Annotated in this window: 24 protein-coding genes and 1 pseudogene; 12 read left to right on the top strand and 13 right to left on the bottom strand. The window is 67.1% G+C overall.

Going from position 1 to position 25,817, the window contains the following annotated elements; all coding sequences use genetic code 11:
• Positions 1–137: 137 nt before the first annotated feature.
• Positions 138–1,025: a formyltetrahydrofolate deformylase gene (gene purU / locus KQ310_RS03950; RefSeq protein WP_259720480.1), complete on the bottom strand. Its 888-nt coding sequence runs from the start codon at positions 1,023–1,025 to the stop codon at positions 138–140.
• Between the two features lie 109 nt (positions 1,026–1,134).
• On the opposite strand from purU, the gene psbQ reads away from it, so the two are divergent.
• Entirely contained in the window at positions 1,135–1,641 is a 507-nt protein-coding gene (gene psbQ, locus KQ310_RS03945; protein ID WP_259720479.1) for a photosystem II protein PsbQ, read from the top strand.
• 5 nt (positions 1,642–1,646) lie between these two features.
• Positions 1,647–2,828 (top strand): FAD-binding oxidoreductase, encoded by a 1,182-nt coding sequence (locus KQ310_RS03940; protein ID WP_259720478.1) that lies wholly within the window; start codon positions 1,647–1,649, stop codon positions 2,826–2,828.
• 83 nt (positions 2,829–2,911) lie between these two features.
• On the opposite strand, the gene dnaK is transcribed toward KQ310_RS03940, so the two are convergent.
• The gene (gene dnaK / locus KQ310_RS03935; RefSeq protein ID WP_259720477.1) at positions 2,912–4,825 is read right to left on the bottom strand and encodes a molecular chaperone DnaK; all 1,914 of its coding nucleotides are present in this window, start codon (positions 4,823–4,825) and stop codon (positions 2,912–2,914) included.
• A gap of 146 nt (positions 4,826–4,971) precedes the next feature.
• Between dnaK and KQ310_RS03930 the strand changes: the two genes are divergently transcribed.
• From KQ310_RS03930 to KQ310_RS03915, 4 genes are all read left to right on the top strand, one after another.
• Positions 4,972–5,922 (top strand): shikimate dehydrogenase, encoded by a 951-nt coding sequence (locus tag KQ310_RS03930; RefSeq protein WP_259720476.1) that lies wholly within the window; start codon positions 4,972–4,974, stop codon positions 5,920–5,922.
• A gap of 36 nt (positions 5,923–5,958) precedes the next feature.
• Positions 5,959–6,426 carry a Tic20 family protein gene (locus KQ310_RS03925; RefSeq protein ID WP_259720475.1) on the top strand — a complete coding sequence of 156 codons (468 nt, stop codon included), beginning with the start codon at positions 5,959–5,961 and terminating at the stop codon, positions 6,424–6,426.
• Between the two features lie 112 nt (positions 6,427–6,538).
• On the top strand, positions 6,539–6,898 hold the full coding sequence (rpsF, locus tag KQ310_RS03920) for a 30S ribosomal protein S6 (RefSeq protein WP_259720474.1): 360 nt from the start codon (positions 6,539–6,541) through the stop codon (positions 6,896–6,898).
• 141 nt (positions 6,899–7,039) lie between these two features.
• Positions 7,040–7,777, top strand: a complete 738-nt coding sequence (locus tag KQ310_RS03915; protein ID WP_259720473.1) for a hypothetical protein — start codon at positions 7,040–7,042, stop codon at positions 7,775–7,777.
• On the opposite strand, the gene KQ310_RS03910 is transcribed toward KQ310_RS03915, so the two are convergent.
• Positions 7,716–8,927 (bottom strand): argininosuccinate synthase, encoded by a 1,212-nt coding sequence (locus tag KQ310_RS03910; RefSeq protein ID WP_259720472.1) that lies wholly within the window; start codon positions 8,925–8,927, stop codon positions 7,716–7,718. The two genes, KQ310_RS03915 and KQ310_RS03910, sit on opposite strands and share 62 nt — an antisense overlap.
• An 18-nt stretch (positions 8,928–8,945) precedes the next feature.
• Positions 8,946–9,224 (bottom strand): hypothetical protein, encoded by a 279-nt coding sequence (locus KQ310_RS03905; RefSeq protein ID WP_259720471.1) that lies wholly within the window; start codon positions 9,222–9,224, stop codon positions 8,946–8,948.
• A 243-nt stretch (positions 9,225–9,467) separates the two neighbouring features.
• Between KQ310_RS03905 and KQ310_RS03900 the strand changes: the two genes are divergently transcribed.
• The 3 genes from KQ310_RS03900 (at position 9,468) to KQ310_RS03890 (ending at position 11,247) form a co-directional block, all read left to right on the top strand.
• Entirely contained in the window at positions 9,468–9,752 is a 285-nt protein-coding gene (locus KQ310_RS03900; protein WP_197157799.1) for a DUF3134 family protein, read from the top strand.
• Between the two features lie 143 nt (positions 9,753–9,895).
• Entirely contained in the window at positions 9,896–10,939 is a 1,044-nt protein-coding gene (gene mraY, locus KQ310_RS03895; RefSeq protein ID WP_259720470.1) for a phospho-N-acetylmuramoyl-pentapeptide-transferase, read from the top strand.
• Between the two features lie 59 nt (positions 10,940–10,998).
• Positions 10,999–11,247, top strand: coding sequence for a hypothetical protein (locus tag KQ310_RS03890; RefSeq protein ID WP_259720469.1), 249 nt, complete (start codon positions 10,999–11,001; stop codon positions 11,245–11,247).
• A 16-nt stretch (positions 11,248–11,263) separates the two neighbouring features.
• On the opposite strand, the gene KQ310_RS03885 is transcribed toward KQ310_RS03890, so the two are convergent.
• Positions 11,264–11,431 carry a cytochrome B6 gene (locus tag KQ310_RS03885; protein WP_259720468.1) on the bottom strand — a complete coding sequence of 56 codons (168 nt, stop codon included), beginning with the start codon at positions 11,429–11,431 and terminating at the stop codon, positions 11,264–11,266.
• Positions 11,432–11,560: 129 nt separating this feature from the next.
• Between KQ310_RS03885 and purT the strand changes: the two genes are divergently transcribed.
• Together purT and KQ310_RS03875 are read left to right on the top strand one after the other, a co-directional pair.
• On the top strand, positions 11,561–12,754 hold the full coding sequence (purT, locus tag KQ310_RS03880; protein ID WP_259720467.1) for a formate-dependent phosphoribosylglycinamide formyltransferase: 1,194 nt from the start codon (positions 11,561–11,563) through the stop codon (positions 12,752–12,754).
• A gap of 109 nt (positions 12,755–12,863) precedes the next feature.
• Entirely contained in the window at positions 12,864–13,973 is a 1,110-nt protein-coding gene (locus tag KQ310_RS03875; RefSeq protein WP_259720466.1) for an LCP family protein, read from the top strand.
• A 47-nt stretch (positions 13,974–14,020) separates the two neighbouring features.
• Here KQ310_RS03875 and KQ310_RS03870 read toward each other — a convergent pair whose 3' ends face one another.
• From KQ310_RS03870 to KQ310_RS03855, 4 genes are all read right to left on the bottom strand, one after another.
• The gene (locus KQ310_RS03870) at positions 14,021–15,289 is read right to left on the bottom strand and encodes a DUF389 domain-containing protein (protein WP_259720465.1); all 1,269 of its coding nucleotides are present in this window, start codon (positions 15,287–15,289) and stop codon (positions 14,021–14,023) included.
• Positions 15,290–15,296: 7 nt separating this feature from the next.
• Positions 15,297–17,519 carry an HAD family hydrolase gene (locus KQ310_RS03865; protein ID WP_259720464.1) on the bottom strand — a complete coding sequence of 741 codons (2,223 nt, stop codon included), beginning with the start codon at positions 17,517–17,519 and terminating at the stop codon, positions 15,297–15,299.
• 300 nt (positions 17,520–17,819) lie between these two features.
• Positions 17,820–19,358, bottom strand: coding sequence for an alpha/beta fold hydrolase (locus KQ310_RS03860; protein ID WP_259720463.1), 1,539 nt, complete (start codon positions 19,356–19,358; stop codon positions 17,820–17,822).
• Between the two features lie 105 nt (positions 19,359–19,463).
• A complete protein-coding gene (locus tag KQ310_RS03855) occupies positions 19,464–20,654 on the bottom strand; it encodes a phospholipase D-like domain-containing protein (RefSeq protein ID WP_259720462.1) in 1,191 nt (396 codons plus the stop codon).
• 313 nt (positions 20,655–20,967) lie between these two features.
• Here KQ310_RS03855 and KQ310_RS03850 point away from each other — a divergent pair, with 313 nt between their 5' ends.
• Positions 20,968–21,285 (top strand): hypothetical protein, encoded by a 318-nt coding sequence (locus KQ310_RS03850; protein WP_259720461.1) that lies wholly within the window; start codon positions 20,968–20,970, stop codon positions 21,283–21,285.
• A gap of 66 nt (positions 21,286–21,351) precedes the next feature.
• On the opposite strand, the pseudogene KQ310_RS03845 reads toward KQ310_RS03850, so the two are convergent.
• From KQ310_RS03845 to uvrA, 4 genes and pseudogenes are all read right to left on the bottom strand, one after another.
• Positions 21,352–21,564, bottom strand: a pseudogene (locus KQ310_RS03845) (DNA helicase UvrA); the annotation flags it as partial.
• A 50-nt stretch (positions 21,565–21,614) separates the two neighbouring features.
• Positions 21,615–22,121 carry a hypothetical protein gene (locus tag KQ310_RS03840; protein ID WP_259720459.1) on the bottom strand — a complete coding sequence of 169 codons (507 nt, stop codon included), beginning with the start codon at positions 22,119–22,121 and terminating at the stop codon, positions 21,615–21,617.
• A gap of 34 nt (positions 22,122–22,155) precedes the next feature.
• Entirely contained in the window at positions 22,156–22,620 is a 465-nt protein-coding gene (locus KQ310_RS03835) for a hypothetical protein (RefSeq protein ID WP_259720458.1), read from the bottom strand.
• Positions 22,621–22,782: 162 nt separating this feature from the next.
• Positions 22,783–25,782 (bottom strand): excinuclease ABC subunit UvrA, encoded by a 3,000-nt coding sequence (gene uvrA / locus KQ310_RS03830; RefSeq protein ID WP_259720457.1) that lies wholly within the window; start codon positions 25,780–25,782, stop codon positions 22,783–22,785.
• Positions 25,783–25,817 lie beyond the last annotated feature (35 nt).

The raw sequence follows: 25,817 nt of genomic DNA, 5'->3' as shown, positions 1-25,817 counted from the left end.
AGCAAACCCAGCTGGAAACATCGCCAGCCCAGGGGTGACGCGTCAGCGGGTCGATGACGGAGCAGGTGCGCATCGAGCGCGTCCAGGCGAATCGCGGCCAAGGGCCTCAGATCAGTTGCCATCAAGGTCAATTGCCATCAATCGAACACGGCCGTGCGGCCGCGATAGACCATCACCTGCCGGCGCAGATGCAAGCGCAGCGCCCGTGCCAGGGCGAGCCGCTCGGTGTCGCGCCCCTTGCGGATCAGATCGTCCACATCGTCGCGGTGGCTGACGTGCACGGTGGCCTGCTCGATGATCGGGCCGCCGTCGAGGTCCTCGGTCACGTAATGGGCGGTGGCGCCGATCAGCTTCACGCCCCGCTCCCAGGCCCGGTGATAGGGCTGCGCCCCCTTGAAGGCCGGCAGAAAGGAGTGGTGGATGTTGATCACCTGCCGCTGAACCGTTTCCCTCGAGCGTCCCCCGCCCATGAAGCCCTCGAGCCAGGCCGGGCTGAGCACCTGCATGTACTTGGCCAGCACCACCAGCTCAATGCCGTGCTGCTCCAGCAGCGCCAGTTGCTGGAGCTCCACCTCGGTCTTGGTTTCGGCCGTCATCGGCAGATGGACGAACTGAACCCCGAAGCCTTCGGCCACCTGGCGCAGATCGGGATGGTTCGACACCACCAGCGGCACCAGCATCGGCAGCTCGCCGGCCCGGGTGCGCCAGAGCAGATCCACCAGGGCATGGTCCTGCCTGCTCACGAAGATCGCCACCCGGGGCGTTTCATCCGAGAAGTGCACCTGTCCTTCCCCCCCCAGCCGCTCGGCCAGGGCCAGCACCGCGGGCGTGATCGCTTGCCGTGGCAGCCCGAAACCCTCCAGCGCCCACTCGATCCGGCTGAGGAACAGGCCGGCACCGGCATCGGTGTGGTGATCGGCGTGGCGGATGTTGCCGCCGTTGGCGGCCACCCAGCCGGAGAGCTCGCTCACCAGGGCCGGACGGTCCGGGCAGATGACCTGGAGGATGGCCGTGGGGGAGCTCATGCCGGCGCGAAGGGCGGAACCGCAATTGTGCCGAGCGGAACGCCGATCTCCCCTGACAGGGGCCACGGGTAAAATCGCGCCGCATTGAACGCCCGGTCGGCGAATTCCCATGGTTGCTGCCAGCACTGCCTCCAGAACGGGCGTCTTCGACCTGCTGCGCCGCCTGGCGATGATCGGCGTGGCTCTGGTGCTTTCGGTGTCGCTGGCGGCCTGCGATGGCGGTCAGAGCCGCAAGGCCCCCAGCATCAGCCCGGCAGATATGGCCCTGATCACCCGTCAGGCTGAAGGCTTCCTGGCCGCCAAGGATCGCTTGCCTGAGCTGGCCAATCTGGTCAATCAGCGCGACTGGGTCTTCACCGGCAACCTGATCCACGGACCCATGCAGGAAGTGGGCCGCGAGATGCTCTACATCAACCAGCGCCTGCTGCCCGCCGACCGGGCCGAAGCCGGCAAGCGCGCCGACCAGCTCAAGAGCGCCCTGGCCCAGCTCGATGAGGCCGCCCGCCTCCAGGACGGCGAGCGGCTGCGCAAGTCGTACATCAAGGTGGCCAGCGGCTTCGGCTCCTATGCCGAGGTGATTCCGGCTCCAGCTCTCGACGCCGCCGAGCAGGCCTGAACCGCTTGCACCAGGCCAGCACCTCCGAGGCCCGCCGCGCTGACGTGATCGTCATCGGGGCGGGCCTTGTTGGTGCGTCGACCGCCTGGTGGCTGCAGCAGCGGGGCCATGCCGTTGTACTGATCGATCCCGGTCTTGCTGGGCCCAAGGGACCTGGTGCCGCGGATCCCCCCCAGGTGGTTCGCAGTGGTAGCCACGCGGCCCTGGGGCTGCTGATGGCCGATGTCGCGCAGCGCAGCAGTGGCCGGGGCTGGCGCCTGCGGCAGCGCAGCCTCATCCTCTGGGACCAGTGGTGCCGGCAGCTGGCGGAGGCGGGCTGGGCCGTGCCACGCCGTCCGGGCCTACTGGTGCTGGCCGCCGATGCCGAAACCAAGGAGCGCCAGCAGCGGCTGGTGTTGGAGCGGCAACGGCGGGGGGTGCCGCTGGAATGGTGGGAACGGCCGCAACTGGAGCAGCTGGATCCGTTGGTGCCCGCCGCCGCCCTGGGCGGGCTGTACTCCCCCCGGGATGGCCAGATCAATCCGATCGCGGCCCTGGAGGCCCTGCTGGGGGATGGCCACCGGCATGGGGTGCAAGGACTGGCCGAGCGGGTGCTGCGCCTGGAGCGACCGGTGAACGGGGGATGGAGCGCCGTGCTGGCCGGCGGCGACCACCTCCGAGCCGACTGGGTGGTGATCACCGCCGGCCTCGGATCAGCGGCGCTGCTGCGCCAGTTGCCGGAGCTCGCGGGGGCTGCTGCCATCCCGCCGCTCGAGCCGGTGCTGGGCCAGGCCCTGGAGCTGGAACGGATCCCAGACGCGAACGATGAGGCCCTGTGGAGCTGGCCAGGAGCGGTGGTGTGGCGCGGCCTCAACCTGGTGCCCCGGCCGGATCTGGCCGGTGGCCGGCGCTTCTGGCTGGGCGCCACCCTGGAGCCGGGAGAACGGGCCGATCCGCTGGCCCTGGAGCGGCTGCGCAGCCTGGAAGGGGAGGCACCCCCGTGGCTGCAGCAGGCACGGCTCCTGCACAGCTGGCAGGGGTGCCGTTGCCGTCCCCAGGGCAAGCCGGCACCCCTGCTGGAAGCCCTCGCAGACGGCCTGCTGCTTGTGAGCGGCCACTACCGCAACGGCGTGCTGCTGGCGCCGGCCAGTGCCGAATGGGTCGCCCAGCAACTGGAGCCAGCAACGCTGCAGGCTGCTGGGGCCTGACCACCAGCCATCAAAAAGCCCCCCAAGTGGGGGGCTGGATCAGGGAGCGGGCCTGAGTCGGGGCGGCAGAGCCGCCCGCAGACTCACTTGCTCTCGGTGAACTCGGCGTCGATCACATCGTCGCTGCTGGCGGCGGAGGCTCCGTTGGAACCCGCGGCACCATTACCACCGGGAGGCTGGGCGGCTGCGTCGGCACCCGCCTGCTGGTACACGGAGGCACCGGCGGCGTAGAGGGCCTGCTGGAGCTGCTCGAGGGTGCTCTTCATGGTGTCGTAGTCCTCTTTTTCGATCGCTTCCTTGAGCGTCTTGGAGAATCCCTCCACCTTGGCCTTGTCATCGGCACTCACCTTGTCGCCCAGCTCGCCGAGTTGCTTCTCGGACTGGTAAACGAGGGTTTCGGCCTGGTTCTTCAGGTCGATGCGCTCGCGCTTCTCCTTGTCGGCCGAGGCGTTCGCTTCGGCGTCTTTGACCATCTTGTCCACCTCGTTATCACTGAGGGTGGAGGCGCCGGTGATCGAGATGCTCTGCTCCTTGCCGCTGCCCTTGTCCTTGGCGGTGACGCTGAGGATGCCGTTGGCGTCGATGTCGAAGGTGACTTCGATCTGGGGCACGCCGCGGGGAGCGGGGGGGATGCCATCGAGGCGGAAGGTGCCGAGCGACTTGTTGTCGCTGGCCATCTCGCGCTCCCCCTGCAGCACGTGGATCTCCACGTTGGTCTGCCCATCCACGGCGGTGGAGTAGGTCTCCGACTTCTTGGTGGGGATGGTGGTGTTGCGGGTGATCATCTTGGTCATCACGCCACCGAGGGTCTCCACACCCAGCGAGAGCGGCGTGACATCCAGCAGCAGGATGTCCTTCACCTCACCGGCGAGCACACCGCCCTGGATGGCGGCACCCACCGCCACCACCTCGTCGGGGTTGACGGTCTGGTTGGGGTCCTTGCCGGTGACCCGCTTGACCAACTCGAGAACGGCGGGGATGCGGGTGGAGCCGCCCACCATCACCACTTCATCGAGCTCAGAAGCTGAGAGCTTGGCGTCCTTGAGGGCCTGCTCCACCGGCACGCGGCAGCGGTCGATCAGCCGGCTGGCCAGCTCCTCGAACTTGGCGCGGGTGAGGGTGAGATCGAGGTGCTTGGGGCCCTCCGGGGTGGCCGTGATGAACGGCAGGTTGATCTCGCTCTGGGTGGCGCTGGAGAGCTCGATCTTGGCCTTCTCGGCGGCCTCGGTGAGGCGCTGCAGGGCCTGCTTGTCCTGGCGGAGGTCGATGCCCTCGTTCGACTTGAAGTTGTCGGCGAGATAGTCGACGATCACCTTGTCGAAGTCGTCGCCACCCAGGTGGGTGTCACCGGAGGTGGAGAGCACCTCAAACACACCATCGCCCACCTCGAGCACCGACACGTCGAAGGTGCCGCCGCCCAGGTCGAAGACAAGGATGCGCTCGTTGCTCTTCTTGTCGAGGCCGTAGGCCAGAGCCGCCGCGGTGGGCTCGTTGATGATGCGCAGCACCTCGAGGCCGGCGATCTTGCCGGCGTCCTTGGTGGCCTGACGCTGGGAGTCGTTGAAGTAGGCGGGCACGGTGATCACCGCCTGGGTGACCGTTTCGCCGAGATACTTGCCGGCGTCTTCCGCCAGCTTGCGCAGCACCTGGGCACTCACTTCCTCGGGTGCGAACTGTTTGTTCAGCACCGGACACTTCACCTTGACGTTGGAGCCGGCCTTCTCGACGCCATAGCTCACTTCCTTCGATTCTTCGTTGACCTCATCGACGCGGCGGCCGATGAAGCGCTTGACGGAATAGAAGGTGTTCTCCGGATTCATGACCGCCTGACGTTTGGCGATCTGTCCGACCAGCTGATCCTGATTCTTGGTGTAAGCCACCACTGAGGGCGTCGTGCGGAACCCTTCAGCGTTGGCGATCACCGTGGGCTTGCCGCCCTCCATCACGGCGACGCAGCTGTTCGTCGTGCCGAGGTCAATGCCAACAACCTTTCCCATGGGTTCCCACCTCCTGAGTGGAGAAGCAAGTTCTGAATGAAGGCATCTTCATCAGCGGGGCCTGGCCAAGGCGAGGTGTGGTTCCCGAACCGCTGCCGTACAGAGCCCTGTGAATCCCTACGGTCTGGGCCTCCGGCGCTGTCGCCATGGCCTCCCTTTCCCGCTTCGCTCAGCCGATCAGCGGCAGCACCGCCCTTGTCGGCGTGCTCGGCGATCCGGTGCGGCACTCGCTCTCGCCGGTGATGCACAACGCCGCTCTGAAGGAGCTGGGGCTCGACTGGGTCTACCTCGCCCTGCCGGCGCCGGCCGAGCACCTGGGCGAAGTGGTGCGGGGCCTCGAAGCGATGGACTGCCGCGGCCTCAACGTGACCCTGCCCCACAAGCAGGCCGTGGCCGGCCTGGCCAGCGAGCTCAGCGAACTGGCCCAGCGGGTGGGAGCGGTGAACACCCTGGTGCGCCGGCCTGGCGGGGGCTGGCTGGGCACCAACACCGATGTGGAGGGCTTCCTGGCTCCCCTGCGCCACGACGGAGCCCAGGCCTGGCGAGGACGCCGCGCCGTGGTGCTGGGCTGCGGCGGCAGCGCCCGGGCCGTGGTGGCGGGCCTTGTGGACCTGGGGCTGGAGCGGATCGACCTGCTGGCCCGCCGCCCCGAGGCCCTGGCCAGCTTCGTGGCCACCTGCCGGGCCTGGGCGCCAGAGCTGCAGCCGCAGCCGTGGGTCAGCGGAGCCGCGATCGATGGCGGCGGTGGCGTTGATGGCGCCGCGGCCCTGGAGGCCCTGGAGGCCGCCGATCTGGTGGTGAACACCACGCCAATCGGCATGGCCTCGGCGGCGGCCGCCACGGAGCGCTCCCCTCTGACCGCCGCCGAGCTGGAGGTGCTGCGGCCTGGGGCCACCGTCTACGACCTGATCTACACGCCGCGGCCGACGCAGTTGCTGCAGCAGGCGACAGCCCGCGGCTGCCGCAGCCTGGACGGGCTGGAGATGCTGGTGCAGCAGGGAGCCGCCGCGCTGCGGCTCTGGAGCGGCCACGCGACCGTGCCGGTGGCGGCCATGCGCGAGGCCGCCCTGGCCCACCTGGCCGGACGCTGCCCGTAGCTTGGGCACAAGCCCCCCTCCGGACCCGCTCCCGCCATGCAAGGCCCACCGATCTGGCAACGGCTGCTGGCCGCCCTGCTCTACGCGCTGCCCTGGGCCGATGCCGTTCCGTTCGGACGGGCGCTGTTTGGCCTGTTCCCAGCCCTGCAGTGGCTCACCCTGCCGGCCCTGCCCCTGGCCCTGCTGCAGAACCAGATCCCCTTCGGCGGCTTCCTGCTGTTCCTGGTGCTGTTCCTGGCGGTGGTCCGCAACCCGAAGGTGCCCTACCTGATCCGCTTCAACGCCCTGCAGGCGATCCTGATCGACATCGTGCTGATCCTGGTGTCGTTGGCGTTCAACGTGCTGCTGGCACCGCTCGGCGGTGGCTTCGCCTTGCGCACCCTCAGCAACACGGTCTTCCTGGGCACGCTGGTGCTGGTGCTGTTCGCCGTGATCCAGTGCCTGCGGGGCAAGGAAGCCGACATCCCCAGCCTCTCCGAGGCCGTGCGGATGCAGCTCTATTGAGGCGGCGCCAGGAAGCGGCGAGGGTGCGCTGATAAGTTGGTTGATCCGTCGCTGGAGGGCCTGCCAGGGCTCTTCAGCCCATGCCCGACGCGGCGACTCCCGACAGGCGACCATGACGCAGCCTTATTACGAGACCATGTACATCCTCCGTCCGGATATTCCGGAAGAGGAAGTTGAAACCCACGTGACCAAATACCGCGACCTCGTGACCGAGGCCGGTGGCGAGGTGCTCGACTGCCAGATGCGCGGCAAGCGCCGTCTGGCCTATTCGATTGCCAAGAACCGCGAAGGCATCTACGTCCAGCTCAATCACAACGGTGACGGCCAGCAGGTCGCTCCCCTGGAGCGCGCCATGCGCCTCTCGGAAGATGTGATCCGCTATCTCACCGTCAAGCAGGACGGCCCCATGCCCGCGCCCCGCAGCACGACCGGTGCCGCTGGTGAGGCTCAGGAACAACCAGCCGGCGCCTGAAGCCAGGGCTCCCCGCTGCTCCGCGCCGATCGTCAGCCCCGGCTCCGGTCGGGGCTTTCCCATGGGCAGGCAGCGACAGGGCTGCAGCACCAGGATTCGCAGTGTCTTGTAATGGTCCCAGGAGGCCAGTAAGGTCGCGCCATGGAGCCGGATCGTTCCCACCCTCCGCATCTGCCGCCCGATCCGCCCCAGGCTGGTGGGCCCCTCTCGACCTGGCAGCAGGCGATCAGCCCGCAGCAGCTGCAGCAGCAGCAGGCCTGGCAGCAGCAGATGCTGGAGCGGGAACTGGCCAGCACCCGCGCTGAGCTTGAGGCGATGCAGGAGCTTCTGCAGGAACTGCCGGAGATCTTCGAGCGCAAATTCCAGCAGCGGCTCCAGCCCCTGCTCGCCCACCAGCAGCGGCTCCTGAGCGAAAACGAAGGATTGCGCTCCCAGATGCGCCTGCTGCGGCCGGCCGATCCAGCGCCGGCGGACGTTGGCAGCGGAACTGCAGCCCCAGTTCCTTACTCGCCAACTCCTGAGTCGACAGCCGTACCTCCGCCAACCGCTGCTGCACCCTTCACAAGTCCGGCCGCCACCAATCCCCCTGAGGCGCCCTCCCGGCCACCCCTGCAGTGGACACCGCTTCAGCCGCAGGCGGGATCAACGCGACCCGCAGCGTCGCCTCCAGCGCCGGAAGCCGGCAAGGGGCCCACGCCCGGCAACACAGCGGTGGCGGCAGACACCACCCCACTGCTGCCCCAGCTGCCGCAACGGCCCCGCATCCCCCAGGCAGTCCGGCACGCCTTCGGCCTGGGCCGGCGGAACCGCAAGGCGCTCAGCCGCCGGAACGATGACGGCCCGCCCACAGACGGGTCGGAAGACCCCACACGTAAATGAAGCCCTCTGCGGCTCTGTGGTCGAACTGGTCTTCGGAGCCGTAGGTGGCCATATCCGGCACGTAGAGGCTGTCAGTGCTGCTGCTGCGACCCACCACCGTGGCGTTGCCCTTGTGCAGCCGCAGCCGCACCAACCCATTGACGCTGGACTGGGTGCGATCGAAGAAGCCGTCGAGGGCATCTTTGAGCGGGCCGAACCAGAGGCCCTGGTACACCAGATCGGCCCACTGCATTTCGAGCTGGCGCTTGGTGCGGAGCACATCGGCGGCCAGGGTGAGGCTTTCGAGTTCCTGGTGGGCCCGGATCAGCAGCAGCAGGCCGGGGGTCTCGTAGATCTCTCGGCTCTTGATGCCCACCACCCGGTTCTCGATCATGTCCAGCCGGCCGAAACCGTGGCGACCAGCGAGAGCATTGGCCTGGCGGATCAGGCTGACCGGATCGAGCCGGACGCCATCGATCGCCACGGGATTGCCCTGCTCAAAAGCAATCTCCACCAGCTGCGGTTCGTCTGGAGCCGCCGCCACCGAGCAGGTCATGGCGTAGATCTCCTCGGGGGGCTCCACCATCGGATCCTCGAGCGGACCGGCCTCGATCGAGCGGCCGAGCAGGTTGAGATCGATCGAATAGGGGGATCCCTTGCTCACGGGTGAGGGGATGCCGCAACGCTCGCCATAGGCGATGGTCTCCTCGCGGCTCATGCCCCACTCCCGCGCCGGGGTGAGCACCTTCAGATCAGGAGCCAGGGCGCCGATGGCCACATCGAAGCGCACCTGGTCGTTCCCCTTGCCGGTGCAGCCATGGGCCACGGCATCCGCTCCCACCTCCCGAGCGATCTCCACCAGGCGGCGGGCGATCAGGGGCCGGGCCAGGGCAGTGGAGAGGGGGTAGCGACCCTCGTACAGGGCATTGGCCCGGATCGCCGGGAAGGCGAACTCGGTGATGAAGGGCTCGATCAGGTCGCCCACGATCGACTGGCTGGCTCCGGAATTCAGGGCCTTCTGGCGAATCGGCTCGAGTTCATCGCCCTGGCCGAGATCCGCAGCGAAGGTGATCACCTCCTCCACGCCCCACTCGTTCATCAGGTAGGGGATGCAGACGCTGGTGTCGACGCCGCCGGAATACGCCAGCACCGCCTTCTTGGCCCGACCCATCAACCCGTCTCCATCGACTTAGTCGCCCGATTCTCCCCCCTCACCGACCGGGGCCCCGTGCGGGGGCAGACGCCACTGAGTGACGATCCACAGCGCCAGCCCCAGGGACGGGCTGAACAGCAGCACCCCGATCAGCCAGCCACGCGGCACCAACGTGGCGGCCCAGTGGTGGCCGGCCGCGACCAGCAGAGCACTGAGGACCAGGGCCAGGGTCCAGAGGCGCAGCACCGAGGCGAGCTTGCTGCTGAGGGCCATGGGGGCAACGAGGGGGGCGAACGGCAGAAGAACAGCCAGCACCAGGATGCCGCTTCTGCACCAGAGCCGCTGCACAGGAACGACTGCTGCAGAGCCGCTGCACCGAAACTGCTTCAACGACGCCACTGGAGCAGAACCACTGCACCGGAGCCTGTGGACCAGAAACGCAGTCCAGCCGAACGGCAGGGCTGCACAGTCGGGGGTTGATCGCTGGGGTTAATTGGAGAGCTCGATCAACTGACGGCTACAGTGATTGATTGGCCATTGAAGAGTCCGCGCGACGGCATGAGTGATCTCGCCTCCACCTCCGGCACCCTGACGGGATCGCTGGACAGCATCAACCCCTCGCTGACCCGCTACCGCCGCGTGGATCCGGCTCCGGTGCTGCCCTTGCGGGACGAGCCCGATCTGCTCAGCTGGCTGGAGACCACCGGCCGGCTGGTGGCCGACGAAGAAACCGCCAGCACCGAAGTGAGCACTGTGGAGGAGGAGGAACTCTCCGCCCTGATGGGCGAGAAGGAGGACTACAACGCAGCCGACGACCAGAACGACGAGGCCTGGGAAGACTGAAAGCCCGCGGGCCTCTCCGCCAAGGAGCCAGTGCTGCGGGAACCAGCGCTGCGGGAAACTGAGCGCCCTCTCCCCCCTTGTCCGTGACAGCCGCCAGTCCTGCCGATCGCCCCAGGCCGCGCACCGCCAGAGCAGCAGCAGCCATGCTCAGCCTGGCGCTGCTGGGCGCCTGCCTGCTCAGCGACGCGCTGGTGGCCAACTCGATGCTCAGCCTGCCCCTGGTGGTGGCCCTGGCGATCAGCGCCCTGACCACCGCCTGGGGCGTGCCTCGCCTGCGCCGGCTCAAGCTCGGCCAGGTGATCCGCGAGGAAGGGCCGCAGGGTCATCTCAGCAAGGCCGGCACCCCCACCATGGGGGGCCTGCTGGTGGTGCCGGTGGGGGTGCTGGTGGGCGGCCTGGTGAGTCCGGAGGATCCCAGGCTGCTGGCGGTGGCCGCCATCACCCTGGCCTACATGGCGATCGGCGCCGTCGATGACTGGCGCAGCCTCACCAAGCTCACCAACACCGGCCTCAGCCCCCGCGGCAAACTGCTGCTGCAGGCCGGAGCGGCCCTTCTGTTCCTGCTCTGGGCCGCCCAGGGCCAGTGGCTCGGCGGCGCCGACGGCGGGGACATCGCCCTGCCCTTCGGCTGGATTCTGCCCCTGGGGCTGCTGATCTGGCCCCTGGGCCTGTTCGTGTTCCTGGCAGAAAGCAACGCCACCAACCTCACCGATGGTCTCGATGGGCTGGCGGCGGGCTGCGGCGCGGTGGTGTTCACCGGCATGGGCCTGCAACTGATGCTGCGGGGCCACGAAGGGGATCCGGCCCTGGCGGCCTTCTGCGTGGCGATGGCAGGTTGCTGGCTCGGCTTCCTGGCCCACAATCGCCATCCGGCCCGGCTGTTCATGGGAGACACGGGCTCCCTGGCCATGGGCGCCGCGCTCACCGCCGTGGCCCTGCTGAGCAACAGCCTCTGGCCGCTGCTGCTGATGGGGGGGGTGTTCCTGGCGGAATCGCTGTCGGTGATCCTGCAGGTCTGGGTGTTCAAGGCCACCAAGGGTGCCGATGGCCAGGGCCGCCGCCTGTTTCGGATGGCGCCGCTGCATCACCACTTCGAGCTGGGCGGCATCAGCGAACAACGGGTGGTGTTCAGCTTCTGGGGCGTCAGCTTGCTACTTGTGCTGATGGGCCTGGTGCTCCTCCCCTGAGCCCACAGCCCCTGAGCCCACCATCCCTCAGCCCACCGTCACCCTCGCCCGCACCCGTCATGGCCTATTTCACCTGGAAGGAACAAGGGCTCACCGGCGATTGCGCCAGCCTGGAGGCGATGGCAGCCCGTTTCGAGGAGGCGGCGGCCCTGATGCGCCGCATGGCGGCCGAGGGCTTCCGGCTGGAGCGCGACAGCGACGGGCAGCGGATCACCCACCCCGATCCGGCCGTGTTCGAGTCCTATGGCTTCATCAGCGAGGAGACGCCGGAGCGGCAGCTCACTTTCATGTCCGGCTTCGAGAGCTGAAGCGCCACTGACGGCCTCAGCTGCGGCGCAGGTAACCCACCACCCAGACCACCACGAAGGCCAGCGACGACAGACCGAGGTAAACCAACGCCCCCTGCTGCAAGGTGGCGATGTCCCAGCCGAACAGCAGACCGCCGGCCGCATCGCCGGCGGTGCTGTAGGCCAGGGGCAGATCGGCGCGCATGGAAGAGAGTCCGCCGGAAGCGAATGCGGGCCCCTCTCTAGCAGCCGCACCCAAGGCCGCCGCGACAGGACGGACCGGCGGAGGCGAGGATCGGACGCCACCACCGCCACCGCCCAAGGATCCCCCGCGATGCCCGATCCCAGCAGCGCTCCCTTTCCCCGCACCCTGATGCTGCTGGGCAGCGGTGAGCTGGGCAAGGAAGTGGCGATCGCGGCCCAGCGTCTGGGCTGCCGGGTGATCGCAGTGGATCACTACCCGAATGCCCCGGCCATGCAGGTGGCGGATCAGGCGGAGGTGGTGGCCATGGGCGACGCCGCGGCCCTGACGGCCGTGGTGCGGCGCCACCAACCCGATCTGGTGATTCCGGAGATCGAGGCGCTGGCGGTGGATGCCCTGGCCGACCTGGAGGCCGAGGGCATCACCGTGATCCCCACGGCGCGGGCCACGGCCGTGACCATGAACCGCGACCGCATCCGCGACCTGGCCGCCAGGGAGCTGGGCCTGCGCACAGCCCGTTTCGCCTACGCCAGCAGCGCCGAGGAGCTGGCGGCGGCCGCGGCCCCCCTGGGCTGGCCGGTGGTGGTGAAACCGGTGATGAGCTCCTCCGGCAAGGGGCAGAGCGTGGTGGAGGGTCCTGAGGGCATCGGCGCCGCCTGGGAGGCCGCCCTGGCAGGAGCGCGCGGGGCGGGAGCCCGGGTGATCGTGGAGGAGTTCCTGCGCTTTGATCTGGAGATCACCCTGCTGACGGTGAAGCAGTGGCAGGGCCCCACCCTGTTCTGCCCGCCGATCGGCCATCTCCAGGAGGGCGGCGACTACCAATGCAGCTGGCAGCCCGCTGCGCTGGGACGCGAACAGCTGTCAGCCGCCCAGGCCATGGCCAGGGCCGTGACCGACAACCTCGGCGGCGCCGGCCTGTTCGGCGTGGAATTCTTCCTCTGTGGCGAACCCGGCCATGAGGAGGTGGTGTTCTCTGAACTCTCACCCCGCCCCCATGACACCGGGCTGGTGACCCTGGTGGGCCAGAACCTGAGCGAATTCGCCCTGCATCTACGGGCCGTGCTGGGCCTGCCGATCCCGGAGATCCGCTCGCTCGGACCCGCCGCCAGCCGGGTGATCCTGGCGCCGGGCAGGGCCAGCACGGTGCGCTACGACGGCGTTGCCGCCGCTCTGGCGGAACCGGAGACCGAGGTCCTGCTGTTCGGCAAACTTGAGGCCCACCCGCAAAGGCGCATGGGCGTGGCTCTGGCTCGGGGCAGGGATTTGGCCGAAGCACGGCGGCGCGCCGATGCCGCAGCAGGCTGCGTGCGGGTGAGTGCCGCCTGATCCAGACGGACCCAGTCCTTGACAGCTGACAGGAACCGCTCGGCAAAGCGCCTCCGGCCACTGGCCGGAAGGGGGCACCACCCGTAAGGTGCGCCGATCAGGACCCATCATGAGCCAGGCCCAACCCACACCCCGTTCCAATCGGGAGGCTGCGGCCCGGGGCGCTGCCGCCATCACGGACCTCACCCGCCGGCGTCGCCAGCAGCGCGCCAGCAAGGCACTGAGCCCTCCGATCGAGGCCACCCGGGGACGGCCCGGCAAGGCGGCTGCGACCGATGTGCAGGCCGGGAACGGGGCTGGCCGCCGCCGCCCGCCCCTGCTGGCCTTCGGCTTGGGTGCCGTGCTCGGCTACGGCCTGGCCGGTCCGCTGCCCCACTGGATCACACCGGTGCTGGCCGGGCTGAAACAGGGATCGAGCAGTGTCTCCAGCCTGCTCAATCCTCTCGCCCAGCAGCGCCGGATCCTGGTGCTCGGAACCGATGCGGTGAGTGGCAGCACCGATGTGATGCTCACGGTCCAGGTGAAGGACGGCACCACCGAGCTGACCCAGGTGCCCCGCGACACCTACATCGAAACCCCCGACTTCGGCGTGCAGAAGGCCAACGCCCTCTACGCCCTTGGCGGCCCTGAGGCGGTGAAGCGGGAACTGACCCAGCTGCTGGACGTGCCTGTGGACCACTACATCAGGGTGAACCTGCGCGCCGTGCAGCGACTGGCCGACGCCCTGGACGGCGTCGAGGTGGATGTGCCCAAGCGGATGTACTACGTGGACAACAGCCAGGGGCTCTACATCGACCTCTACCCCGGTGTGCAGGTTCTCAAAGGCGAGAATTTGGAAGGGTTCCTCCGCTTCCGCCACGACGAACTCGGCGACATCGGCCGCCTCGAGCGCCAGAAACTGGTGCTTTCGGCCGTGTTCCGCAAGCTGGTGCAACCCAGCACAGTGACCCGGCTGCCGGAGCTGCTCCGCATCGCCGGCGACGACATCCGCACGGACCTGTCTCCGGTGGATCTGGCCCGGCTGGTGGGGTCGATGGCCTCCACCAAGCTGAAGACCGAGCAATTACCCGGCCGCCTGTATTGGTACAATGACCTCAGCTACTGGCTGCCTGACACAGGGGCAGGCAAAGGCGCCCAGGAGGGGCTCACCACTGACGGAAACAGTGAAGGGGTAAGGGCAGCTGCCGAAATCGAGCCTTCAGGCGGCAGCCGCTACTAAGCAGCCAGACAACCCTGACCAGTCAGAAGACGCACGACAGGACAGGTTCAGGGCTCCAGGTCCTTCGGGCTGGGCTCCACAGGGGAAACCTCTGCTGCCGCGCCCACCTCCGACGCAGCTGAATCCTCAGACGTGGAACCGCTACGGCCCTCTGACTCGGCCGGAACCGGCGGAGGTTCCGGCGGGGGTGGACTCCGCGGGATGCGAGCCTCCCCCTCCCTCAGGGGCAGCGGCGGCGGAATCTCCGAACCGATCGGCAGGGTCGCGGCGGGGTTGGGCTTGGCTTCAGGACCCACCACCACAATGGCGGACTTCTGTACCACCAGCCGGTAACGAATCGGTTGCTGGCTGTTGATGAACTTCTGCACAGCTGCCACCTGCGCCGGGGTGGGAAGCGTCGGATCGGTCACCCGCACATAAGCGCGGATCAGGGGAGGGTTCTGGGCCCAGTCGATGTTCACGCCAACCAGCTGGGCATCGCAGCCGAGGCTGATCGTGCGGTTGCGCAGGCTCTGACCAATCGCCTGCTCCACCTGGCGCAGGTTCGCACCCTGGCGCGCCTGGCGCAGCAGCCCTACCAGGCTGCCAGTGAGCGGCACCAGCAGCAGGGCCGTCAGGCCCAGACTGGTGAGCCCCAGCCGGCTGCGCAGCAAGACCAGACGGAAGCTGGGCTCCACCACGACCAGGGCCACGAGTGCACCGCTGAGAATGCCCAGCAGGTTGGTCACAAACAGCAGGCCGGCGCCGAGGGCGCTTTTGAAATCACCGCTGGCCAGCACCAGGCCCATGCTGCACACGGGCGGCACCAGGGCCACCGCGATCGCCAGGCCCGCCAGGGAGGACACCGCATCACGGCGCAACTTGGCATAGATGGCCAGAGCACCGGCCACCAAGGCGATGGCCAGATCCAGCAGGTTGGGGTTGGTGCGGCTGAGCACCTCGCTGCCGTAGGTGGCGAAACCGAGCAAGCGGCCGATCCCCACGGACAAGATCACCGTGGTCGACACCCCCACCATCAAGGTGATCAAGGCCCTCAGGACCAGGTTGAAGCGGCCGCGCAGGATGCCGTAGGCGATCGCCTGCAGCGGCAGGATCCAGGGCGCCACGACCATGGCGCCGATCACCACGGAGGCGCTGTTGGTGAGCAGACCAAAGGTGGCGATCAGGCTCGCGCCCACCGAGAGCACGACGAAGACCTGGCTGAGGCGTGCGTCAGCCTCAAACTCCCGGCGCAGCCGCTTCAGGAAGGGGTGGTCTGGAGCATCACCCCTTGGCAACGCCGCCGAGGGTGCGGGATCAACAACCTCAGACGGCACGCCAGAGTCAGCGGCGCAGGAAGCGATGGTGATCTAAACCATCCAGCAGCCCCCAGGCCTGGGGCTTTGAGGAGAAGTACACACGCCGATGTCCTCGCAGGGATTCGAGCGAGGGGTCATGGTCATCCGGCACCACGCCGAGGGGCAGGCCCTGCAGCAGTTCGCCATCGCCCTGCTGGCTGGCCCCCACCAGGATGCTGCTGAGCGGCAGTTTCCAGCGCAGCGCCACGTAGCGGATCGCCTCCGCCTTGGAGGCCGTGAGCGGCAGCACATCCAGGAAGCAGTGCTGGAACACATGGGGCCGGGCCTGCAGGGCATGGCTGCGCAGGGCCTGCCGCACGAGCGGCAGGATGCCCTGATCAGGTTCCTGCAGCACGTAGCTCACCTTGTAAGGACCCTGCTCGCTCTCGTCCTGCAGGCAGAGGCGGGGCTCGAGCTCGGCCATGGCCGCGACCACCGCCTGGCGCTGCCAGCTGCGGCCGATCCGCTGCTGCCAGAGCGGATCCAGCACTAGGTCGGCGATCTCAAGTCCAGGTCCGGCCCTCTCGCCACCAGGCTCGACATGGCCCAGGTCCGGATCGCCCCAGGTCAGCTCAGGACTAGCCAGATCGCGGAAGCGGATGTCGGTCCCGGCCTCGGTGATGGTGACGCGGGGCAGCGGCAGTTGCAACGCGGCAAAGCGCTGGCAGGCCGCCTGGAAGGAGCGGCCGCTGAACACACCCACCGACAGCCGGGGGTCGGCCTCCAGCCGACGGCGCAGCTCCACCAGGCTGGCGTCGTCGGGCGAGGCCAGAGACACATCGAGATCGAAGAGCAGCAGGCGCTGGGGCGGAGCCAGGCGCCGGGGGGATTGCAGCATGGGACCGGATGGCCCCGGCACCCTGGCCTGAGCGCTGGCGGCAGCCGCAGCGGCCTCGCCCAGGTAACTGCAGACATGGGCATTCCAGCTGAAGTGGCGGCTGACCGCCTCGATGCCGTTCTCCGACCAACGCCGCCACTGCTGGGGGCTCGCCAGGCTGCCCTCCACCGCCTGCTGCAGGGCATCGAGATCGGAGACGTCCACCAGCAGACCGCTGTCGGTGCGGCTGAGGATGTCGCGGGGGCCGCCGTCATCGGTGGCCACGATCGGCAGGCCGCAGGCCGCCGCCTCCAGCAGGGTGAGCCCGAAGGGCTCGGTGAGCGCGGGATTGACGAACACACCGCCCAGCTGGGCCGCCCAGCGGTAGAACCCGGGAATCTGATCGCGCCGGTGCTGCTTCGGGTAGGCCACCTGGCCATAGAGATCGAAGCGATCCACCTGCTCAAACACCTGCTGGAACACCTCGCGCTGCTGTTTTTCGAGCTCGCGGGGGTCGTCGCGGCAGCCGAGCACCAGCACCAGATTGTGGTTCTTGCGCAGGTGCTCGGAACGGCCGAACACCTCCACCAGGGCCGGGATGTTCTTGCGGTGATCAGCACGGCAGATCGCCAGCACCGGTGGCTTGGCCGGATCGCGCAGAAAGGGCTGAAGCAGCTGCTCGATCGCCGTTTCAACCTCACCGCTCACGGGCGGGTGGAACAGGCGGGCATCCACACCGGGAGGGATGACACGGGCCTGATCCAGCCGGAAGCGGCCATAGCGGGCGTATTGATGCTCCCGCTCCTGGCTGGTGCTGGTCACCACCAGCACGGCATGGGCCAGGGCCAGCTCCTCGGCATCGATGCGACGCGCCATGGCGTAGGTCTGATCGATCTGGCGAGGGTCAAGGCCGGAGAGCATCAGCCGGCGGCGCTTCTCGCGCCCGAGCGAGTGGCCCGTGAACACCAGCGGGATGCCAAGCCGACGCCTCAGCAAGGCCCCCACATAGCCGGCATCGGCGTAATGGGCGTGGATCCAGTCCGGCAGGCGAGGCTGCGCCACCAGAACCTCGGTGAGGGCGTCGGCCAGTTCGTCGAGGTGGGGCCAGAGCAGTTCCTTGCGCAGATAGCGCGGCGGACCGAAGGGAAGGCGGCGGATGGCGGCATTGGGGCCGATCGGCTCCAATGGCCGGGCGTAATCGGGTGACACCCGCCGATCGCGGATCAGGCGGGTAACCACCTCGACCCGCTCCACCTCGGGTCGGGCCGCCATCGCCTGGGCCAGTTCCAGCACATAGGTGGTCTGGCCACCGGTATCGGGATCACGACCCAGCTCCAGGTCATGACCTCGAAACAGACCGTGCAGATGCAGGTGGAGGATGTGAAAACCCATGGCGGCCCCGAAGAGGTGGACGAACGGGTGAGCGGTGGTCGTCGACCACGGCGTCAGCGGTGAAAGCGCGGCTGGAGCGGATCAGTGCATAGGGAATCCCTAGCCAACGTTGCCGAATCGCGCCGCAGGAAAACCTGCCAAGTACGGGCGGAGCACGGCTCTGCCCGAGCGAAGATCCCGCGCCACAGCGGGATCAGGTCGCCCGGCCAAGCAAGGGCTCCAGCTCAGCCCTGTCAGCATTCAGAGACAAAGACGGCAGTCCGCCACGCCGCCAGGCAACCATCCGAAGGCAGTCGACGGTCAGGGCTGGGGCGAAAGCACCCTGCTGGTGGCGTCCACCAGTGGCTTGTCCGCATCGCCCCAGCCGCCGGCTGGAAGCAGTGGCGGAGCCCCGGGAGCCGGCCGCACAGTCGGACCGGCGGCATAGGCCCCATTCACCCAGCCCAGCAAGAGGCCGCGCAGCGGGCCGCCATTGCCAGTCGCTGGTGCACGCAGGTTGAAATGGTCACCGCCACCAGCCACCACCAGCTGATGACCGGCCGGCCGGGAGCGGCTGAAGGGCGCGATCGCCTCGGGCCCGGCAGGGACCACCCAGTCACGGCTGCCCGTGACCAGCAGGGCCCGTGCCGTCATGCCGGCGGTGCTCCCCTGATCAAACAGCAGGTAGAGGGGCGGACTCACCGCCGCCACAGCGATCACCCGTGGATCGGCCGCGCTGGAGCGATCGGCGCTGCTGAGGAAGCTGCACTGCAGCACCCAGCTCATGTTGCGGTCGGGATCGTTGCGGTTGCGGCGCGGATCACTGCCGTCGTTGCAGCGCTGCTCCAACCGACTGCTGCTGGGCCGCAGCCCGGCCAGCTGCAGGGCGGTAGTGGCACCCCAGGAATGGCCGATCACCACCACCTTCTGGGTGTCGGCACCGGTGAAGCCATCCAGAATGGCCTTCACATCCAGGGGCCGCAGCCGCAGCTCCTCCGGGCTGGGGGGCTTCGCCTCTCCCGAGAGCATGGCCCGCTGCTGGTCCCGGTCGCTGCCCGGGTGGAGGGGCAGCACCACGGTGTAGCCGTGGCTGGCCAGGTGGCGCGCCCAGCCCTCGAAGCTCTCGGGGGCATCCCAGAGGCCATGGGAGATCACCACCAGCTGGCCATTGCCCCCCTGGGAGGGTTTGATCAGCACCACCTGCAGGGGTTGCGGGCGATAGGACACCGGCAGGGTGAAGGTGCTGCGCACGGGGGTGAAGGCACCAGGCGCGGAAAGCGCAGGATCCACGGTCGCGGCCGGGAGGTCACGCACCAGCTCCAGGGCGGGGGCCTGCTGATTCTGCAAGCGACGGGCGGTCGCCAGAGCCTTGCCCAGATCCACGGTCACGGTGTCGCCCGGCAGGGCCCGCAGCAGGGAAAGCAGGGTGAGCTGCCCGCCGGAAGCCGCCTGCCGCACCGCCTCCGCCAGCTCAGCGCCGCCGATGTCGGAACCGGCAGGCAGCCCCTCCACCTGGCCGAGGGCGGACACCGCCAGCAGCGCCTGATTGAGCAGGGGCGTGCCGCTGGCCTGATCCACCACAGCCTCCACCTGCAGGGGCAGGGGGCGATTGAACACCTCCAGCAACTCCCGGCCCACCGCACCATTGGTGGCGCGGTCGAGTTCGGCCAGATCACTGCTGCCGCTCAGAAGCCGGGCCGGTTGCTCCAGCTCGCTGAGCTTGACGCGGAAGCTGGTCTCCACCAAGGGCAACTTCAGCAGCACCGTTTCCAGGGCCCGGGCGGGAGCCGCGGCGCTGGCCAGTGCCAGACCGGCCGCCAGCCAGCCGATGCGACGAAGCCGGAAACGGGAAACGCGCATTGGAGGGGTGGTGGTCTGGTGGGTAAGGCCTGCAGGGAATTGTGCTCCATCCGACCCCGATAACAGAAGCCGGCGCAGCAGGCTGCCTGGATCAGGCTGCCTGGATCAGACCGTCGGGGTGAGGCGCCGGAAATCCTTGACGAACTGACGACCGAGCTGGGCCACGATGGTGGGATCCTCCTCGATCAGGCCCATCTCCCGATTCACGGTCACCGAGTCGGGGGAGAGGCTGATCGAACCCACGTAGGCGAGGCGGCCATCCACCAGGGCGGCTCTGGCATGCATGTAGGGCTGACTGAACATTTCCACGGGCCCACTGGTGTGCACCACCACCCCAGCGGCCACCAGGGCCGCGATCGAGGCACTGTGCTGGTTGTTCTGCTCCGGGCTGGCGCCGTTCACCTGCACCGGCGTGATCAGACGCACCCGCACCCCCCGATTCACCGCCGCCACCAGTTCGCTCTCGAGGGCGGCATTGCCCAGCTCCTCGGTGTACACATCCAGTCTCCGCTCCGCCTGCTGGTACAGATCTGCCATGCCGGCGGCGGCATTGCGCGGCGCGATCAGCAGCTCCGGAGGTTGCACCGGCGGGGTGGGATTGAAGGGAGAGGGCTCCTGACCCACCGGCGCCGAGTACGCCCAGTCGTTCGCGAACAGGGTCTTGATGGTGTCCAGCACGGTGGGATCGGTGCTGGCGAGGGCGAAATCGCGGTACTGGGCAAAGGTGGTGGAATCGAGACAGGCGGAGCCATACACCAGCAGCTTCGAATCGATCAGGATCGTCTTCGGAAAGGAGCGCGGAAAGATCGGATTGCTGAGCTGCAGTTCCCCACCGGCCGCTGTGAAATCCGCCGCCAGGTTCTGCTGTTCCGCCGTCAGGTCCCCGTACTTGCCGCGATCGACGATCGCCCGCACGCGCACACCGCGATCGAGCGCGTCCCGCAGGCCGGCGAGAATCTTGGGGTCTTCCAGCACACAGATTTCGATGCGAATCTGCCGCTCGGCCAGGGCAAAAGCCTTGCGATAGATGCGGCGACCATCCTGCGGCAACACCTGCAGCTGATCGAAGGGGGCACCGGTGATCGGATCACGCGAAGAATCGGCAGCCTCGGGCGGCTCGAGCCCGGGTCGGGCAAGCTCGGACCGGGCAATGCCGATCCCGGAACCGATCAGCGGCACCGCGGTGCCCTCGGTTGGGAAGGCCGCGGCGGGGACATGCGAGGACCGAGCCCAGTCCGGCCCGTTCAGCCGAGGATCCGGCTCCAGGAAGGAAGCAGCCGAGGCGGATTCGAGCATGGGCAGCGGCGGCAGAATCTCCGGTATCCACCGGGGCAACTGGACCAGCCTAGATGGATCTACTGCGAAGGGATTACACCGAAGTGCTGTCGCAATCCACACCGTGGAGGCTCTGGTGACTCATCAGCCAAAGCCATCCAGAAGATCAGAAACCGAGCCGAGCTTCCAGACCGTGACGAACGGCCAGAGGAGATCATTGTGTCGGGGCAGGGTGATCTGGAAACCCCTTGGAAGCACAGGCCTGTCGATGATCGCCTCCGAATGCATCTCCAGCCACGATGGCAAGCATCACCCCCTATACCGCTGACTGACCATGACGCTCCGAACGGCGATCGCCTGCCTGCTGGCTCTGCTGACCCTCTGCGCCACCACTGCCCTGGCCGGGGAGGTTCCGATCGTGGGCGGCTACGGCTTCGACTGGCTGCAACCGACCACCACAGCCTGCCGGAAGATCACCGCCGCCGATCGGGACCGGTTCCAATCCTGTACGTTCCAGGCCTCCGGCCATGCCTTTGGGCTGACGTCCTCGTATCAGGTCTGCAACCGATCGGCCCACAGCCAGGTGCTGATCTATGCCTCCCCCACCCTCTGCCAGGAGGCCTACGACACCATGCAGTCGAATGGGCCATAAGTTCAACCCATTCGGCCATCCATTGGGCGATCAGTGCAGGATCGCCAAGCCCGAGCGTGGCGTCGTTCAGATCGCCAGCAATTGGGGAAGATGCTGCTCCAGCACCTGTTTGAGATACCGGCCCGTTTGACTGGTGGGATGCTCCGCCACCTCTTCCGGGGTACCACACACCACGATCTCACCGCCCTTGTCGCCCCCTTCAGGACCCAGATCGATGATCCAGTCGGCACAGCGGATCACATCAAGGTTGTGCTCGATCAGCAGGATCAAATTGCCTTCGACGAGATCAAGATACCCACTTCACAAGGTGCCCACTTGATACAGCGGATCTAAACTTTTGCGCGAGCAGAGAACTCAGCAAGCTCAAGCGAGGCGGCATCTGGATTTTGAGCTTCAATCATGAAACGCCTGGTTTCCCCATGCAACCCTTTCTCATTCAGAACAATCTGATCAATCATCTCTCTCTTTGAGTTGAGCACATTGAATCGCATCAGGATGTCACCACATGGACGATCGACACATTTAACTTCGAAAACCTTGAGCACTCCACCACCATACATCTGGGGAGCATGACACTGCTCAAGACACCAACGATAAAAAACACCGGTTCCATCCTGTCGCCAGCCCTGGGAGGTCAGCAGCTGTTTATCTGATGGCTGCCGCAATGCCCAACGGAGCTGCGCATTCTGAGCCCCAGCCCAGAACCCCAAACCAAGACAGAGAAATCCGAATACAGCCCAACGAATGAATATAGAAAGGATCTTTGCCACCTGTTGATCAGCAACATGAACTTTTGGTTTGCTCTTGGCAAGAACAGGCCCATCAACCTCGGCCATGAGGTCTTGCAGACGCTTACTCCGAAACTGATCGTCAGTCTTCTTTGTCACGATCGCCATCTCCGTAAAGCGACTTAAACATGAGGCCTGCGCCTGCGGCAATCATGACGATCATGGTCACAAGAGCCCAGAGCGTCGTTGGCATAAAGTTCATGTCCAGGCTGTGAAGAATCCCGACAATCAATGCAGCCCCAGACCCCCAGACCAAGAGCCAGGCAAGCTTGCGATAAGCATTAACAAATAGAAGTGCCACTCCCAAGCCAAAAGGAATCATGAGAAGTCCCATGCCGCCAGTGAGGCCACCAATCGGAGGAAGTCCCAACCCAGCCCCATAGCCATATCTCATTCCATGGCGGTAGGCACCGCCCCCGCGACCCATGGCACCAATCCCGCCGGGCGTGGCGACCATCACTTGGTTGAGCAATAGGAAGATGCCACCAGCAAATAAACCTCCACCCAGAAGAAAGGAGAAGAAGTCCTGCGCAGGACTGCGGTGCATGCCAAGGAATAGAACTACTGCAAGTGTGGCGCGGTATCACTGGCGTGTCATCCCCCACACTCCTCGTCTGGCCCTCCTTCAAGTGACCACCAAAGCCACCGGCCACACGTCCCCAACCAACCACCCTCCGAGTCTTCCAGATCCCTTCGAAGATCTCAAGCCTCAGGCCGACACAGGTATAGGCGGATGCTGCTCCAGCACCTGCTTGAGATACCGGCCCGTATGACTGGTGGGATGTTCGGCCACCTCTTCCGGGGTGCCGCACACCACAATCTCACCGCCCTTGTCGCCCCCTTCTGGACCCAGATCGATGATCCAGTCAGCACAGCGGATCACATCGAGATTGTGCTCAATCACCAGGATCGAATTGCCCTTGTCCACCAGCCGCTGCATCACGTCCATCAGCTTGTGCACGTCGTAGAAGCTCAGGCCGGTGGTGGGTTCATCGATCAGATACAGCGTCTTGCCCGTGGCACGTTTGGATAACTCGGTAGCGAGCTTCACCCGCTGCGCTTCCCCACCGGAGAGGGTAGGCGCCGGCTGGCCAAGCTTGATGTAGCCCAGCCCCACATCCACCAGGGTGCGCAATCGATCGGCCGCCTGGGGAATGGCGGAGAACACATCGGCAGCCTGTTCCACCGTCATCTGCAGCACGTCGGCGATGGTGAAGCCCTTGTAGGTCACCTGCAGGGTTTCGCGGTTGTAACGCGCCCCCTTGCAGACATCGCACTGCACATACACATCCGGCAGGAAGTTCATCTCAATTACATTGACGCCCTGCCCGCTGCAGGCCTCGCAGCGCCCGCCTTTGACGTTGAAGCTGAACTGACCCACCTGGTAACCGCGGGCCTTGGCCTCCACCGTGGCCGCGAACACCTGGCGGATCGGATCAAAGGCGCCGGTGTAGGTGGCGGGGTTGGAACGGGGCGTGCGGCCAATCGGGCTCTGATCGATCACGATCACCTTGTCGATCGACTTCATCCCCTTCAACGACTCCAGCCCCGAGGGGAAGGGCACCTTCAGGCCGAGCTTGTGCTCCAGCGCCGGATGGAGCAGCTCATTGACCAGGGTGCTTTTACCGCTGCCGCTCACGCCGGTCACACACACCAGCCGCCCCAGTGGGATCTCGACGCTGATGTCGTCCAGGTTGTTGCGGCGGCAGTTCACCAGGGTGAGCTGGCGGGTGCAGGCCTGGCGGCGCTCCGCGGGGGTGGGAATCGAGCGGCGGCCGCTGAGGTAAGCGCCGGTGAGTGAATCCTCCGCCGCCAGCAGCTGCTCGAGACCCCCCTCGGACACGATCCGGCCGCCGTGCACCCCGGCACCGGGGCCGATGTCCACCACATAGTCGGCGGCGCGGATCGTGTCCTCGTCGTGTTCCACCACGATCAGGGTGTTGCCCAGATCCCGCAGCTTCAGCAGGGTGGCCAGCAGCCGGTCGTTGTCGCGCTGGTGCAGGCCGATGCTGGGCTCATCCAGCACGTAGAGCACCCCGGTGAGGCCAGCGCCGATCTGGGTGGCGAGGCGGATGCGCTGGGCCTCCCCGCCCGAGAGGGTCATGGCCGGGCGGTCGAGGCTGAGGTAGTCGAGCCCCACATCCAGCAGGAACTTCAGGCGCATGCGGATCTCCCGCAGCACCAGATCGCCGATCTGGATCTGGCGGGGGCTGAGCAGGGGTGGCGCCCCGGCACTGGCCCCCACCCCCATCAGCGCCTCGATCCGCGCCAGGCTTTCGCCCACGCTGGTGCTGGTGAGCTCGTGGATCCGGTACGGACCCACCCGCACCGCCAGGGCCTCGGGCCGCAGCCGCAGCCCCTGACAGGTGGAGCAAGGCACCAGTTCGAGGTACTTCTCCAGTTTCTGGCGCACCGCCTCGCCGCTGGCGTCGCGCAGCTGCCGCTCCAGGATCGGCAGGATCCCCTCGAAGGGACGCTCGTAGGTCTGGCTCTTGCGGTAGCGGCTGTCGGCCTGGATCGCGATCGGCTCGCTGCTGCCGTGCAGCAGCACCTGGCGCTGCTCCTGGCTGAGTTCGCTCCAGGGCAGCTTGAGCTCGAAGCCGAAGGCCTCCCCCACCGAATAGAGCAGCGAGAAGTAGTAGGAGCTGTCTTTGTCGCTCCAGGGGGCAATCGCCGCGTAGACCGGCAGCGAGGGATCCGGCACCACCCGATCCTCGGTGAACTGGCGCAGATGGCCGAGGCCATGGCAATCCGGGCAGGCGCCATAGGGGCTGTTGAAAGAGAACAGCCGCGGCGAGAGCTCCTCCATCACGGCGCCATGCACCGGGCAGGCGAAGTTCTCCGAATAGAGCCGCTCCCGCTCCAGCCCCTCCGGCAGCTCCTCGCCGGTCTTGGGCACCACCTCCACCAGGGCCAGCCCGTCGCCGCGCTTCAGGGCCGTGCGCAGCGAATCGGTGAGCCGCTCCTGGATGCCCTCGCGGGCCACGAGCCGGTCGACCACCACCTCGATGTGGTGGGCGTGGTTCTTGTCGAGCTCGATGTTGTCGGCCAGTTCGCGCACCTCGCCGTTGATCCGCACCCGCGCGAATCCCTCCGCCACCAGGCCGCCCAGCAGCTTCACGTGGGTGCCCTTCTTGCCCCGCACCACCGGCGCCAGCAGCTGGTAGCGGGTGCCCTCGGGCAGGGTGAGGATCTGGTCCACCATCTCGTCGATGGTCTGGGGCCGGATCGAGCGGTCGCACTGGGGGCAGTGGGGCTCTCCGGCACGACCGAACAACAGGCGCAGATAGTCCTGGATCTCGGTCACCGTGCCCACGGTGGAGCGGGGGTTGTGGCTGGTGGATTTCTGATCGATCGAGATCGCCGGGGAGAGCCCCTCGATCGCATCCACATCCGGCTTGTCCACCTGGCCGAGGAACTGGCGCGCGTAGGCCGAGAGGCTCTCGACGTAGCGGCGCTGCCCCTCCGCGAAAATCGTGTCGAAGGCCAGCGAACTCTTGCCGCTGCCGCTCACGCCGGTGAACACCACCAGGCGGTTGCGCGGGATCGTGAGATCGACGTTCTTGAGGTTGTGCTGCCTGGCGCCCCGCACCCGGATCACATCCTCGAGGCTGCCGCCGTTGAGGGTGAGGGCAGCCTCGCTGGCACTGGTGGCGCCGTTCGGGGCCGCTGTTGCCGCGGGGCTGGCAGAGGCTGTGGCGCGGGGCATGCGGCGGCCTGATGAACGGTGGATTCTAGGCGCGC

This window comes from Synechococcus sp. CS-1328, from assembly GCF_025128095.1.
Classification (GTDB): Bacteria; Cyanobacteriota; Cyanobacteriia; order PCC-6307; family Cyanobiaceae; genus CBW1002.
The sequence above is the reverse complement of the archived record's forward strand: the minus strand, read 5'-3'. Positions and strand labels throughout refer to the sequence as shown.